General features: G+C 60.4%; 13 protein-coding genes and 1 pseudogene. 10 read left to right on the top strand and 4 right to left on the bottom strand.

What is annotated here, in order from left to right; genetic code table 11:
* Nucleotides 1–441: 441 nt before the first annotated feature.
* Nucleotides 442–636: pseudogene (locus B723_RS32280) on the bottom strand (transposase); the annotation flags it as partial.
* 251 nt (nt 637–887) lie between these two features.
* On the bottom strand, nt 888–1589 hold the full coding sequence (locus B723_RS16575) for a GntR family transcriptional regulator (RefSeq protein WP_017337750.1): 702 nt from the start codon (nt 1587–1589) through the stop codon (nt 888–890).
* Between the two features lie 173 nt (nt 1590–1762).
* Here B723_RS16575 and B723_RS16570 point away from each other — a divergent pair, with 173 nt between their 5' ends.
* The 7 genes from B723_RS16570 to B723_RS16540 all read left to right on the top strand — a co-directional run bounded on the left by B723_RS16570 (nt 1763) and on the right by B723_RS16540 (nt 10710).
* On the top strand, nt 1763–2596 hold the full coding sequence (locus B723_RS16570) for a fumarylacetoacetate hydrolase family protein (protein WP_017337749.1): 834 nt from the start codon (nt 1763–1765) through the stop codon (nt 2594–2596).
* A gap of 80 nt (nt 2597–2676) precedes the next feature.
* Nucleotides 2677–3597 (top strand): VOC family protein, encoded by a 921-nt coding sequence (locus B723_RS16565; RefSeq protein WP_017337748.1) that lies wholly within the window; start codon nt 2677–2679, stop codon nt 3595–3597.
* 106 nt (nt 3598–3703) lie between these two features.
* On the top strand, nt 3704–5323 hold the full coding sequence (locus B723_RS16560; RefSeq protein ID WP_017337747.1) for a bifunctional 3-(3-hydroxy-phenyl)propionate/3-hydroxycinnamic acid hydroxylase: 1620 nt from the start codon (nt 3704–3706) through the stop codon (nt 5321–5323).
* Nucleotides 5324–5390: 67 nt separating this feature from the next.
* Entirely contained in the window at nt 5391–6752 is a 1362-nt protein-coding gene (locus tag B723_RS16555) for an outer membrane beta-barrel protein (protein WP_017337746.1), read from the top strand.
* Between the two features lie 60 nt (nt 6753–6812).
* Entirely contained in the window at nt 6813–8069 is a 1257-nt protein-coding gene (locus tag B723_RS16550) for an MFS transporter (protein WP_017337745.1), read from the top strand.
* 217 nt (nt 8070–8286) lie between these two features.
* Nucleotides 8287–9897, top strand: a complete 1611-nt coding sequence (locus tag B723_RS16545; protein WP_017337744.1) for a methyl-accepting chemotaxis protein — start codon at nt 8287–8289, stop codon at nt 9895–9897.
* 39 nt (nt 9898–9936) lie between these two features.
* Entirely contained in the window at nt 9937–10710 is a 774-nt protein-coding gene (locus tag B723_RS16540) for an ABC transporter ATP-binding protein (protein WP_017337743.1), read from the top strand.
* A 4-nt stretch (nt 10711–10714) separates the two neighbouring features.
* Here the strand turns inward: B723_RS16540 and B723_RS16535 are convergent, their stop codons facing one another.
* Entirely contained in the window at nt 10715–11386 is a 672-nt protein-coding gene (locus B723_RS16535; RefSeq protein ID WP_158488431.1) for a TetR/AcrR family transcriptional regulator, read from the bottom strand.
* A gap of 167 nt (nt 11387–11553) precedes the next feature.
* Here B723_RS16535 and B723_RS16530 point away from each other — a divergent pair, with 167 nt between their 5' ends.
* Nucleotides 11554–12771, top strand: a complete 1218-nt coding sequence (locus tag B723_RS16530; RefSeq protein ID WP_017337741.1) for an acyl-CoA dehydrogenase family protein — start codon at nt 11554–11556, stop codon at nt 12769–12771.
* A 57-nt stretch (nt 12772–12828) separates the two neighbouring features.
* Complete coding sequence (locus B723_RS16525; RefSeq protein ID WP_144425240.1) at nt 12829–13311, top strand: flavin reductase family protein; 483 nt, start codon at nt 12829–12831, stop codon at nt 13309–13311.
* Between the two features lie 11 nt (nt 13312–13322).
* Here the strand turns inward: B723_RS16525 and B723_RS16520 are convergent, their stop codons facing one another.
* Entirely contained in the window at nt 13323–14225 is a 903-nt protein-coding gene (locus tag B723_RS16520) for a LysR substrate-binding domain-containing protein (RefSeq protein ID WP_017337739.1), read from the bottom strand.
* Between the two features lie 111 nt (nt 14226–14336).
* On the opposite strand from B723_RS16520, the gene B723_RS16515 reads away from it, so the two are divergent.
* Nucleotides 14337–14912, top strand: coding sequence for a nuclear transport factor 2 family protein (locus tag B723_RS16515; protein WP_017337738.1), 576 nt, complete (start codon nt 14337–14339; stop codon nt 14910–14912).
* Nucleotides 14913–14980: the final 68 nt, after the last annotated feature.

The following is a 14980-nucleotide window of genomic DNA, read 5'->3' as shown; positions in this document are numbered from 1 at the left end:
TCTGGAGAGCATTGCTTAGAGGCCAGCCCCGTAGGACGAGCAGGCGCTTATCGCTTGATATCTGCAGGACGATAATTTTGAGGTGTACTTTGATGTGAATGTCAAACGCTGATTGCAATCGAACCTGACGCGACCATTTGATTCACCTCGGCGGCCCTAAACTCTTAGGACGGTGGATCTGTCATTGAGAACCGTGGGATGTACGTCGAAATGGCGACCGGCTCTTTAACATCTTGAGCGCAATCACTTCCAAAAACCGCGCGGGTGACGGGTAGCCAACGGGCGATTCTGTTGGAAAAGTCGGATTTTCAGCCTGCGTAAAATCAAGCACGGCTACCAGGAGAGTCGACTCACCACTTTGTGTGGTTTCTCAGCCCGGCGTTGACCTTTGCTGCTCTGTTATTGGGTTAATTTTAGGTTTTTGGCTTAGTGCAGGCGCACCTATCCCGTAGAAGATGGCCCTTGAGATGCAAGTTTGGCCAGACGTCGCTGGTTCTGTACCGCGGCCGCCAGCGTGAACTCATCGGACGCGCCACTCATGCCACGTAGTCGCAAGCGATCCAGTTTCAGTATGCGCTTGAGGTGGGCAAACAACATTTCAACCGTCTCACGTTCGTGGCGAGAGCGCACGTACTCCGGCGAGGTAATGGCGCAGGTCACTCAGATCGAGACACTGATCAATGCTGCGCAGAAGATGATTGGCTGGGATGTATCAGTGCCTGCAGCATTCCGATTCCGACTTCATGGGCCCTCATGCCGTCGCAATCGTGGCACCCACCTCATGCTTTGAGCGGCGCCGAAGACTTCCGTCAGGTGCTGGAGGCCTGCCGTACCTCGTTCCCAGGCTGCCGAAAGAGTATTGATTGCACGCCAAGGGGTCCGCAGGCCTAGACCAGCAACGCGTGCTTCAACACCGAATCCGTCGTCGTCTGGTAATGGCTGGACAACAGCTCGCACGCCTTGTCGACGTCCTTGGCCAGCGCAGCATCCATTAGCTGTCGATGTTCGTGGGGAACATCCCGTTGGCTGCTTTCCTTGTAATGCATCGACAGAAAGCGATAGCGCGCAGTCTGATCCCGCAACGCTGAGCACAGCCGCAACAACGTCGGAGAGTTGCAGCTGGAAATCAACGCCTGGTGAAAGACTTCATGGGCATTTTCCCATTCCGGCTTCAGCAGGCGCTCGGGACCTTCGACGATGGTCAGGCGATCAAGCCGATGATGCGCGGCCAGTACGCGGCTCTCCCACTCCACGTCACCCTGGCGAATAGAGTCGGCCAGCGCTTTGCATTCGATGTGCAGGCGGGCGGCGGTGATGTCGGCAATTTCCGCGGCGGAAATCTGCCCGACGCTGAAGCCCTTCTGGTCCGCTGCCGAGACGAAGCCACTGCTGGCCAGGCGCGACAGCGCTTCGCGCAACGGAATGACCCCGACGTCGTAGGCTTCGGCCAGCTCCTTGAGGCGCAGGCGACTGCCCGGGGCCAGATGGCCGTTGATGATGTCCTGGCGAATCCTGGCTTCAAGTTGCGAGGCCATGGTGCGCTTTTCGGCGGGTTCCGCGGATTGCCAGTTGATCTGAGGGGAATTCACGCTCGACTCCTTTTACGCTGTCTGGACGAATCATACACAGACTTCAAAATTTCTCACATCCAATGAAATATATATTTTTTTGTTGACGATATATTTTTTTAGCCCTAGCTTTAGGGCTACGCGGTCGGCTGCCCATCACACCGGCCCTTTCCACTCCAACAAGAGAAACCGTCATGCGCTACGTTCGCTTCCTCAATCAAGGTCAACCGGTCCTGGGTGTCGTCACCGCCGAAGGCGTCCGTTTACTGGGTACCGAGTCGCTGGAGTCCCTGCTGGCTCGCGGTGTCAACCTGACCACCCACGGTGCCGAAGCCAACGGGGCGCTGGTCGAAATCGCCGAAGACGCCTACCTGCCCCTGATGGCGCGCCCTACCAAGATCGTTTGCGTGGGTCTGAACTACGCCGACCACACCAAGGAATCGCCGTACGCCCAACCGGATTACCCGACGCTGTTCCCGCGCTGGAATTCCAGCCTGACGGCCCACAACAAGCCGCTGATTCGTCCACGGGTATCCGACAGCCTCGACTACGAGGGTGAAATGGCGGTGGTGCTGAAAAGCGGTGGCCGTCACATCAGCAAGGAAGATGCGCTGAGTCATGTCGCCGGTTATGCGCTGTTCAACGAAGGTTCGGTGCGCGAGTATCAGTTCATTTCGCCGCAGTGGACCGTCGGCAAGAACTTCGATGACACCGGCGCCTTCGGTCCGGTACTGGTCACCGCTGATGAACTGCCGGCCGGTGGTAAAGGCTTGCTCCTGGAAACCCGGGTCAACGGCAAGGTCGTACAATCCGCCAATACCAACGACATGCTGTTCGACGTGGCCACCATCATTTCGACCCTCAGCGAAGCGGTGACCCTGGAAGCCGGCGACGTGATCGTCAGCGGCACCCCGGCAGGCGTCGGCTTCGGCATGAACCCTAAGGTGTACCTGAAGGCCGGTGATGTGGTGGAAGTGTCCATCGAAGGCATCGGCAAGCTGGTCAACCCGGTGGTCGACGAAGCCTGATCGCACTGTTTCAACGCTTGCGCAGGGCTGCCCGACGGCCCTGCGCACAATAACTACAATAATTGAAAATGGAGGCAATCATGAGCGTGTCCCATGGTGTGCATTCAATCGATCACTACGCGCTGAACGTTCCGTCGCTGGACGAAGCCTGCCAGTTCTTCGATAGCTTCGGCCTCGATGTGGAACGTCAACCCGACCAGCTCCTGCTACGGGCCGCCGACGGGCATGTGTGGGCAAAAATCCTGCCCGCCGCCGCCAAGTCCATGGCCTACCTGAGCTTCAATTGCTACGAGCAGGATTTCACCGCGCTCCGCCAGCAGATCGAAACGGCAGGTGGTCGCTTTGAAAATCATCCTGGCGACGGCATCTGGTTCCGCGATCCTGATGGCAACCTGTTGCAGGTCAAGGTCGGCGAGAAAACCATGCCCGACCAGAAGACCGCCCACCTCAGCAGCAGCACGCCAGCCAATAACCGTGGCGCAACCACACGCGATGACCAGGTCCGGATCCGTCCGCGCCGCCTGTCTCATGTCCTGTTGTTCACGCCGGATGTCCTCGGCGCCTTGCACTTTTACGAACAAGCGCTGGGCCTGAAGCTTTCCGACAAGTCCCTGGACATCATCGCCTTCAGCCACGCGCCCCACGGCTGCGATCATCACCTGGTAGCCTTTGCCAAAAGCAGCGCCAAGGGCTGGCACCACGCGGCGTGGGAAGTCGACAACATCAACGAAGTCGGCGCCGGCGCATCACAGATGGCCGCTGCCGGGCATGCAAAAGGCTGGGGTACCGGTCGCCATTGCCTGGGCTCGAACTACTTCCATTACGTGCAGGACCCGTGGGGTTCGTTCTGCGAGTACTCGGCTGACATCGACTACATCGACCAGGGCGTCGAATGGCCCGCCGGTGATTTCCCCCCGGAAAACTCCCTGTACCTGTGGGGGCCGAACGTACCGGACAACTTCATTTTCAATACTGAAGCAGAGCCTCCGGCGCCGGCCTAAGCCCCCCCACCAACCATCCTGAATTCCTGCATCGCGCGATTCCACCGAACCGCGCGACGGGCCCGGCCATGTCCGGAAATCATTGCGCAGTAAACGAGGCACAGTCATGAATCAGCACACCACAGTCGATGTCGCCATCGCCGGTTACGGTCCTGTCGGCCAGACCCTGGCCATTCTGTTGGGTCAGATGGGTTACTCGGTCGCCGTCTTCGAACGCTGGCCGGCGCTTTATCCGCTGCCGCGCGCGGTGTTTTACGATCATGAAATCCGCCGCATTTTCCTGTCCATGGGCCTTGGCGAAGAGCTGGCGAAAATCTCCCAGCCGTCGGCGCGCTACCAGTGGTTCAACGCCGACTGGAAAGTGCTGGTAGAAATCGACTGGTCGGCCGAATCCATCAGCGACGGACCGTTCGGCTACCTGTTCAACCAGCCTTCTCTGGAAGCCGCACTGGACCGCAAGGCCAAGAGCATCGGCAACGTACAGATTCATCAGGGCTGGGAAGCCACTGCACTCAAGCAGGACGCGAATGGCTGCGACATGGTGCTCAATCGGGCAATTCGCCAGGACGGCAAATTCTCCCTCGGTGAAGAACAGCAAAGCGTGCGCGCTCGCTACGTGATCGGTGCCGACGGCGCCAACAGTTTCGTGCGCCAGTCGCTGGGCATTGAATGGCAGGACCTCGGTTTCCAGGAAGACTGGCTGGTGGTCGACCTGCAGCCAAAACCCGGTGTGCAACTGGACGTGCCGGACATCGGCCAATGGTGCAACCCCGAACGCCCGACCACCATGGTGCCCGGCGGCCCCGGCTATCGCCGCTGGGAATTCATGCGCCTGCCCCATGAAACCATCGAAGACCTGCAAGACACCGACAAGGTCTGGTCGTTGCTGTCGCGCTGGGTCACGCCGGACACCGCCGACCTGGTGCGCCACGCGGTCTATCAATTCCGCTCGCGCATCGCCGCGAACTGGCACAGCGGGCGGGTGCTGCTGGCCGGCGACGCGGCCCACGTGATGCCGCCGTTCATGGGCCAGGGCATGTGCTCGGGCATTCGCGATGCATGGAACCTGTCATGGCGCCTGGACTTGCTGCTGCGCGGTCTGGCCGACAACACCCTGCTGGACAGCTACACCCTGGAGCGCAAGCCGCAGATCCGCGCGGTGATCGAAGCGTCGATGGCCATGGGCAAAGTGGTGTGTGTGTCGGACCCGGTGCAAGCCGCCGAGCGCGATGCGGCGTATTTGAGCGGCAACGTTGCGCCGCTGCCGCCGTTCCCCGGCCTGACCGATGGGCTTTTACAGGAGGGCAGTGAATTGCGCGGCATTCTCGGAGTACACGGCTCGATTGAAATCAACGGCAAGGTCGGCCGCTACGACGACGTCATCGGCCGTGGTTTCCACTTGCTGGTCAGGGGAGACGAAGACCCTCTGGCGCCACTCGATCCGCAACTGCTGACGTTCATCAACGAATACGACCTCAAGGTCGTGCGACTGGCCACTGTCGCCGACAGCGCCAAGGGCATCTACCGCGACGTGTCGGGCAAGTACTTGCAGTTCATGGCCGAGGCCGGGCTCAAGGCCCTGGTCGTGCGTCCGGATTACTACTGCTACGGCGGCGTGGCCGAGCTGTCGGCACTGCCGAAGCTGCTCGGTTCACTGCGCCAGCAACTGCAACACAGCCCCCGCCACAACGCCGTCGATAACGACGCGAAGGCTTGTCACGTCTGACACCGATCTGCCGGGCATGGACGCCCCTTTCCTCTGAAACTCTGACAATAAAAACAAGAGAGAGACAATGCACACCATCAAAGTGAAAACCCTTGGTGCGGTTCTGGCCGCCTTCGCGACGCTCAATGTTCACGCGGCAGAAACGCCCGAGACCGGCGAAGGCACGCTGTTTCGCAGCCTGTTCGGCGACACGCTGGAAAAGGATTACGGGATCACGGTCTCCGGTCTGTTCGACGTTGGCTACTCGCGCAACAACCGCTCGACCCACGACGAGCGTCAGGATGGCTTGAGCAACCTGCCGTTGGTGGGCTTCGCCGATGAAGGCTTGGAATGGGGCGGCCTGCACCTGTTCGTCGACAAAGCACTCAAGGGCGACATGATCCCGCGCATTACTCCCCTGCCCGGCCCGGCACCGACCGAAGCGTCCTTCGGCTTCACCTTCGAAATGAACTACGGCCGCAACGCGCAATTCGCCCGTACCCAAGGCTGGGACATGCATTGGGACGTCAACTCCCCGGGAGATGACGACCTGGCGAAGGCTCAGCGTGACAAACAGAAATTCCTCGCCATTCCCAACATCGCCGCCACGGCTTACTTGCCTTACGGCCCCGGCATCACCGCCATGGCCGGGGTATTCGGCCCGGCGCTCGGCTATGAAATCCCGCCGAACATCCGTGCCGCGCGCAACCCGTTCGCCAGCAAGACCTACGCCTTTGTCAGCGAGCCCGGCACGGTGGGGGGCGTCCAGTTCGGCACCCGCCTGTACAACGGCGAGTCGGGGATTCTCGGTGTGGAACTGGGCGTGGTGCAGGGCTGGAACAACCTGCGCGACAACAACGACAGCAAGTCGCTGATGGGTGCGGTGCGCTGGCGCACCGCCGACATGCAGACCTGGATCGATTATGAATTCATCCTCGGCGATGAACAGAACGACAGCTTCAGCGATGTGCAGGCGCCGACCTCGCGCCTGGTGTCGGCAAACGGCCAATTCAAACAGCAGCACTCGCTTAACGGCTGGCATCGCTTCGACTCGAACTGGTCGATGGGCGCCGAAGTGGTCTACGGCCATCAGGACGGCGACGGCAAAGCCAGCACCGTCGACATCATCAACGGCCCCGGTTTCGATGGCGCGCATTGGTGGGGCGCGAACGCGGTGCTGACTTACCAGCAGCGGCCGGACCTTTCGTACTCGGTGCGCGCCGAGCATTTCGCCGACCCGGACGGTTTCATCCTGCTGCCCGCCTCCACCGCCCGCGGCAACTTCAATGCCGTCACCGCCGGCCTGCGTTATGACCTGAACAAGTACATCTCGCTGCGTCCCGAAGTGCGCTACGACGTGTTCGATGGCGATGCCGATGACCACCCGTTCGGCGCCGGGCGTGACCGCACGCAACTGACCGGGCTGGTCGAAGCGCTGGTTTATTTCTAAGCCCGTGGCAGTCGCGTCACTGAGGCGGCTGCCCTCCTCAACTCCATCCGAGTAACAACCATGAACAACAATAAGCATGCGTGGGATGTTCGCTACGAGTTCAAAGCGGTGGCCTTGCTGGCACTGGGTTTCGGCCTGGTGGGCCTGGACCGGTTCATCATCCTGCCGCTGTTCCCGGTAATGATGAAAGACCTCGGCCTGGATTATCAGGACCTCGGTAATGTGACCGCCATCCTGGGCCTGGCCTGGGGCATTTCTTCGATTTTCATGGGCCGACTGTCCGACCGAATCGGCCGGCGCAAGGTGCTGATCCCTGCGGTGCTGGTGTTTTCGTTGCTTGCGGGGCTTTCCGGTCTGGCCACCGGTATCGGCGGTTTGATGCTGATTCGGGCGATCATGGGCATCTCCGAAGGCGCCTTCACCCCAACGGCGCTGGCGGCCACGGCGGAATCTTCGCACCCGGCCCGACGCGGCATGAACATCGGCATTCAACAGGCGTTCTTCCCGATCATGGGCCTGGGGCTTGCACCGATTCTGGCCACGCAGTTGCTGTTGGTGGTGCCGTCCTGGCGCTGGGTGTTCGTGATCGTCTCGCTGCCGGGTTTCCTATTGGCTGTGGCGATGTACCGCTACCTGCGGGAAACCCGCACCGCCACGCCGCAAAAAGCCAAAAGCCGCACCGCCGCTGATCAACCGGGCTGGCTGGATGCCCTGCGCTTTCGCAATGTGTGGCTGAATATCGTCGGCATGTTCTGCATGCTCACCTGCCTGTTCGTCATCAGCGTGATGATGCCCAACTACCTGATGGACTATCTGCACCTGCAAGTGCAGCAGATGGGCTTTGTGATGTCGGCCATCGGCCTCGGTGGTTTTCTCGGGCAGTTGATCATGCCGGCAGTGTCGGACCGTATCGGCCGCAAACCGGTGGTGCTCATCTCGTTCGTGGCCACCGGGGTGTTCCTGTGGCTGCTGATGGGCACGGGTGCCGAGCCGGTGAAACTGTTCGCGCTGCTGTTCCTGACTATTTTTTTCAACTTCAGCATGATCTGCATGACCGTCGGGCCGCTGACCAGCGAGTCGGTTCCAGCGGCGCTGACCTCCACCGCCACCGGCCTGGTAGTCGGCATCGGCGAGATTTTCGGTGGCGGCGTCGCGCCGGCCATCGCCGGTTATATCGCCCAGCACCATGGCATCGAAAACACCATGTATCTGGCACTCGGCGCTGTGCTGGTCGGGCTGCTGGTCGCCACCTGCCTGCGCGAAACCGCACCGGCCAGGGTTTCTGCTCCGGCCGCCGAGGGCATCGACAGCGTTTGACTCATTCACTCCTTTCGGGGAGCGACAGGATGTCGGAATGGGCGTTTGTGCATGCAGTAAAACGCCCCGTCATGCACAGGGGGTGCATGCCAGTGCCGAGTGCCACGAACACTCGGCACTGAACTCTCCCATAGCGTTTCGTTAAAACAACGGCGCCGGCCACAAGCTGGCGCCAAATCATTTCTTCTTTGAGGAAAATCCGTTGTTTTTCAGAAAAATGAAATTGGCACCCCGCTCAATCTTCGGCTTTGGCCTGTTCGGCGTGGTTGTCCTGCTGCTGGGATTGTTCTCGCTGGCCATGGTCAAGCAGATGAGCGTGCAGGCCGACGCGATCAGAGAGGTCTGGGTGCCGGGGATCATTCGTCTGGCAGCGCTGAACAACGCAGAGGATCGAGCCGGGATCATGACCTTCCGCATGGTCGTCCTGCAGGACCCGGCCGCCATGGCAGCCAACCAGCATTCGCTGATGGAAGTTCTCGACACCGTGCGCCAGCAGCAAGAGGCGTTCACTGCGCAACTTCGGCAGCCCTCGGAACGGCAGATTTTTCAACGTTATCTGGACGCTTCAACGGCGTTCCGACATGAACAGCTTGAAGTGATCCGCCTGGCAGGCGAAGGCCAGCGCCAGGCAGCCACTGACATTCTCAACGGCCCGATCGACAAGTTCGCCATGGAACTGGGCGCACGCTCCAGTCAATTGCAGGATTTCTATCTGCAGCAATATCAACTGGTGGCCGAGCTTGAACAACAAACCCGCCAGCGCGTGGTGACAGGCGTGGTTGCGGCCATTGCCCTCGCCGCTCTGTTGACAGTACTGCTGGCGACCTTCTACACCCGAAGCATCAACCAGCCACTGCTCGATGCGCTCAAGGTTGCGCAGAACATCGCACGCGGCGACCTGACATCCGCCATCAACGATACGGGCAAGGACGAACCGGCCTTATTGCTCCAGGCGTTGAAGACCATGCAGGTTCATCTTCACGACACGGTCCTGCGCATCACCGACTCATCCACCCGGCTGGCGCTGTCTTCACAACAATTTCATGGCGTGATCGCGACAACGACCAGCGGGCTTCAGCAACAGAACCAGGAAATCGAACAAGCCGCCACGGCAGTCAATGAAATGACCGCCGCTGTTGATGAAGTGGCAAGGCACGCATCGGCTACCGCCCTGGCTTCACGGACCACGGACAGCGCGGCGCAAACCGGCAAATCCCGGGTCATGCAGACCCTCGAATCGCTCTCGCTGTTGACCGAGGGCATTTCGATTACCGCAGATCGGGTCCAGGAACTGGCGAGCAGTGTGACCGGGATCAACCGGGTGCTGGAGGTGATACGCTCGATCGCCGAACAGACCAACCTGCTGGCCCTCAACGCCGCCATTGAAGCTGCCCGGGCTGGCGAAGCGGGTCGCGGCTTTGCAGTGGTCGCCGAGGAAGTCAGGGCGCTGGCCTTCAGGACCCAGCAATCGACGGGCGAAATCGAGCAGATGGTCAGCTCGGTGCGCAGCGTGGCGACACACGCGCTGTCGTCCATGCAGCTGAGCACCGAGCGTGTCCATTCGACCTTGGGCATTGCCCGGGAAGCGTACTCGGCCCTGCAAGAGGTCACCGTTGCCGTGGAGACGATCAGCCAGATGAACGTGGTCATCGCCAGCGCTTCAGAACAACAGGCACTGGCGTCTCGGGAAATCGACCGCAGCCTGGTCAATATTCGCGATCTGTCGTTGCAAAGCTCGAACAGCGCTGTACAGATACACTCGACCAGCGAAGAGTTGTCACACTTGGCCGCAGGGCTACGTGGACACATCGACAGATTTCGCATTTAGCCCGGCTATTTCTGCCTCTTTTCCTGCAAGGTTTTTCACATGATCGAACTGCATCAAGTCACGGCGTATCAGCAACAGACCCGAGTGCTGGACCAGTTGTCCCTGAACATCGGCCCGCAGGAGCGCGTGGCGATTCTCGGCCCCAACGGTGCGGGGAAAAGCACCTTACTGAAATTGATCAACCGGGAACTCTACCCCGTCGCTCAGGACGGCAGCTATTTGAAGCTGTTCGGCAGCGAGACCCTGAACCTGTGGCAACTGCGCAACAGGATCGGTTTCGTGTCTCAGGACCTGCAGGAAGATTACACGCCATACACCAGCGCGCTGGACGTGGTGGTGTCCGGTTTTTTCGGTGCCATTGGCGCTCATGAACACTTGCAGCCTACCGAACTGCAGCGCGAGCAGGCGCGCGCGATGATGGCCAGGCTGGGGATTTCACACGATGAATCCTGCATGTTCCAGCGCCTGTCCACCGGGCAGAAAAGGCGCCTGTTGCTCGCCCGAGCACTGGTGCATGAACCCCAGGCGCTGATTTTCGACGAACCGGCCAACGGCCTCGACATGGGCGCGAGCCTGGCCATGCTGACGCTGTTGCGCGGCTTTTGCAGTGAGGGTCGCGCGCTGCTGATTACCACCCACCACGTCGACGAGATCATTCCGGAAATCGAGCGCGTGGTGTTGATCAGGCAGGGGCAGATTGTTGCCGATGGCCCTAAATCGGAACTCTTGACCAGCGCACACCTGTCGGACCTCTACGAGACGCCGTTGCACATCAGCGAGAAAAACGGCTGGTATCGCTGCTGGCACGATTGAGGGTTCAGTCGACCTGAGCTTGCGTTTGCAGGTAGGACCGGGAAAACGTCACGGCCTCATGCGCCGACATGTTCTCCACGCCAAAACCGCGCAGCACCATCAGAATGACCGCGTCGATGTAAGCCTGCGGGTCGTCGACCCGGCGCTGGTTCATGCTTCGCACCCCTTCCAGGGTCGCGCCAATCAACGCGTCGACCCCGGCCTGCATCGAGGGCAGGTCAAGCAGGCCTGCATCGCGCCCCGCCTGCAGGTCGGCCAGCACGTACTTGAGCAGGATCGATTGGTCCTGGACCAAATCCGCCCGCAGGAAAAACGCCGCCCAACGCCGGTCGGTGTGGGCGCGCAGCAAAAACAGGCGCATCGCCGTGCTGATGCGCTCCAGCGGATGGGTCAGCACGTCATACACCGGCAGGATGTGCAACGTCATGCCGTCGGTGGCTTCCTGGCCGATGGCGGCCACGGCCTCCTCCAGCGAAGCAAAGTGTTTGTAGAAAGCGCCTCGGGAAATGTTCGCCACCCGTGCCACGTCTTCGATGGTAACTGAAACCTTCGACGGGTCCTCCAGTAAATCCATGGTCGCCGATAGTATCCGCGCGCGCATCGCATCGCGCTTGCGCTGGGCGGTGACGCTGCGGTGATCCAGCGGTGCGTCCAACTCGATTGTCTGTGTTGCCATAATTTCCATTGCGTTATGCCTTTTCGCCTCGAATCGCACGGGCGAATAGATGAATTTATATCTTTACTAAAAAAATATATTTCTATTAATATCGAATTCGTCACCGTGACAGATTCGTCACTATTGTGTCAGAAGCTCATCCAATAATCTCAATAACAGGAAAAGCCATGAATTCCCTCCTCGCCAACGTAACTGTCAACGCCCAAGTGGATAGCAACGATTTGATCGCTCGCGCCAGCGGTCTTGTCGCAACCCTGCGCTCGCGTACCCGTGAAGTCGATGAATTGGCGCGTCTGCCCGAGAATACCGTGAACGATCTTGACGCCATCGGCGCCTTCGACCTGATGATTCCACGCCAGCATGGCGGTCTGCAAACCAGCGTCAGAACCTACATGGAAGTAGTCAGTGAAATCGGTCGTGGCGATGGGTCGGCGGGCTGGGCCTGCGCCCTGATCAATATCTGCAACTGGATGCTCGCCACCTTGTATTCCAAAACCGTCAGTGACCCGATCTTCGCCAGTGGCGGCAAGGTGCGCAGCAGTGGCGTGCTGTCGCCGCGCAAGGCCCAGGTCAAGCGCGTGGCCGGCGGTATCCTCATCGAGGAAGGCCTGTGGGGTTTCAACAGCGGCGTGTATCACGCTCAGTGGGACCTGCTCGGGATTCCCATCGTCAATGAAGCCGGTGAAACCGTGGACCAGGGCTTGGCGCTCATTCCGATTGAAGACATCACGTTGCTGCACGACTGGGACACCATGGCGCTGCGCGGCAGCGGCAGCACCTCGGTGTCGGTGAAAAATCTGTTCGTGCCCGATGAGCGTATTGCTTCGGTGTCCAAAGCCATCGCCGGCGAATATGCCTCCACCCATTTGCAAGGTGAAGCGCTGTATCGCGGCGCGTTCATCCCGTTGCTGGCCATTATCCTTGTGTTTCCGGCCTTGGGCATCGCCAAGGCCGCCCTGGAAACTTTCCTCGCCAAACTGCCTGGTCGCGGCATCCAGTACACCTGGTACAGCCAACAGGACGAGGCCGCCGTCACTCACCTGCAGGTGGGTGAAGCCTCGGCCAAGCTCGACGCTGCGCGCTTGGTGGTGGAGCGTTGTGTAGATGAAATCGACGCCTGCGCCGCTGCCGGCACCACGATGGACCGGCAGACTCGCGCGCGCATTCGTCGCGACACCGGTTATGCCAGTCAGTTGATCTGGGAAGGTGTCGACCTGTTGGCCACAGCCAGCGGCGGTTCCCTGGCTGGCAGTGCCAACCCATTCAATCGACTGTGGCGCGACGCCAGGGTAGCCAACCTGCATGGCGTGGTGTGCACCTCCACCAACCTGGAGCTGTTCGGAAGAATCCTGTGTGGCAAAGAGGCGAACACACCGCTGGTGTGATTGCACGACTCGCGCGGTCAGGCGTACTGACCGCTTGCAAACCAATGGGGAATGACCATGAACGATGCACACAATGACGCCGCCAAGTTTCGCCGCGTGATGGGCCGCTTTGCCACCGGGGTCACCGTGGTGACCTACGAACGAGAAAATGAAGCCGCAGGCATGACGGCCAATGCCTTCCTGTCGGTGTCGCTGGAGCCGCAACTGATCCTGGTGTCGATCAAGAACGAGTCACGCTTCTGCAAACACATCAAGCAAGGCGACTGTTACGGCGTGAATTTCCTCACCGAACAACAGGAGCACATCAGTGGCCACTTTGCCGGCCGCGCCGTGGAGGGACTGGACGTGGCCATGAACAAGCTTCAGGGCGTGCCAATCATCGAAGGCAGCCTGGCGCACATTGTTGCCCGGGTGGTGCAGATCCATGCCGCCGGCGATCACCAGTTGTACATCGCTGAAGTGATCGAACTTGTCGAGGCGGCACAGGCGCGACCGCTGTTGTTCTTCTCTGGCCAATACGGAAAGCTGAATGCGGCTTGACGCACCCCACACTAGCGAAGCGTCGCAGCCGCCAAACCACCCTGATGCGCAACCCGCAAAAACGCCCGCACCGCACCGCCGATTTCGTTGACGCGACTGATCAGCAGCAAGTCGGTGTGCGGTTCCACGTCGTCGAACGGGCGGTAGGTCAGGCCCGGGATCGTGACCTGCATCAACGGCGCCGGCACCATCGCGACGCCCATGCCCGCGGCCACCAGCGCCAGCACGCTCAAGGTGCTGGTGGTCCGTTGCACCTTGGGCTCGCGACCCAGCGCCCGGCGCAACCCGGCCAGCATGTATTCGTCGGCGCCGTGGGCGGCATAGATGATCAACGACTCGGCGGCGAGCATCGGCACGCGCAAGGTTTTCTGGATGGCCAGCGGATGATCCTCCGGCAAGGCGACGACCAGCGGCCAGGTGCCGATTCGCTCGAATAACAGGTCATTGTCGTGCACCTGACCGCCATGACTCGGCGCATAGCCCAGGTCCAACTGACCGTTCTGAATGGCTTCAACCTGTTGTTGTGGCGCCAGCTCGCGCAGGATGACTTCCGCATCCGGGTACGCCGCGCGAAAAGCTCGTACGTCAGCCATCAGTCGCCCGCTGAACACCGCATTGCCAGCGAAGCCGATCCGCACCGTGCCCATCTCCCCGCGCAACGAGCGCTGCACCACACGCTGGGCATGCGCCGCCTGATCGAGGGTGCGCTGCGCCTCGGCACGCAACAGGATCCCGGCTTCGGTGAGCTCGACGCGACGACTGGTGCGCAGGAATAACGGACCGCCGAGCTCTTCTTCCAAGGCGCGGATCTGCATGCTCAGCGCCGACTGCACGATGTGCAGACGCTGGGCTGCCCGGCCAAAATGACCTTCCTCGGCCACCGCCAGGAAATACCGCAAATGACGCAAATCCATCGGCCCGACACCCCATCAGATTTAATGATCGATCCTTCATATCAATCTATTTGAAGTTATCTGTCCAGCGGCAGATGCTGAATCCCACTACACACCCTGCCGAGGAAAATCATGCAGAACTACCTGGAAGACCGGATTCAAATTACCGACCTGATCACGGGCTGGATGCACCGAGATCTGGGCCAGTGGGAGCAACTGGCGGACCTCGCGCACCCGGACGCCGTTATCGAGATCACCTGGTTCGAAGGGCCGTTCGCCGAGTTCGTCGAAGGCTCCAAGCGCATGGGCAAATCCGACCTGCGCACCAAACACCTGATCGGCACACCGGTGGTCACCTTCAATGGCAACAAGGCCGTGGTGGAAACCAACGCGGTGATCGTTGCCGATAACGTCCGCCTGAACCTGGGTTGCAGCGTGCACAACCGTTTCTATGACCTGGTGGAAAAACGCGATGGCCTGTGGAAGCTGGTCAAGCGCCAGAGCATCTACGACATGGGCAGCTTCACCTTCCCCCAGGGCCTGGTCGAAATCGATCGCGACACCGTAGCGCGCTACCCACGGGAATATGCGCCGCTGGCTTATCTGCTGGACAAGAGCGGCTTCCCGCTCGACCGCGTGTTTGCCACCCGTGGCAGCGAGCTGGAGCAAGTCATGCGCGCCGAGGCCAGCGCCTGGCTCGCGGCCTGATCATCTTCCTTCGGCACCTGCACGACAGAGGTTTTCAACACCCGGTCACCGCTTTGATCCTGCGTTCA

The sequence above is a fragment of the Pseudomonas fluorescens NCIMB 11764 genome (assembly GCF_000293885.2).
Lineage (GTDB): Bacteria > Pseudomonadota > Gammaproteobacteria > Pseudomonadales > Pseudomonadaceae > Aquipseudomonas > Aquipseudomonas fluorescens_B.
Note: the sequence above shows the minus strand (reverse complement) of the source record. Positions and strands in the feature narration are given on the sequence as shown.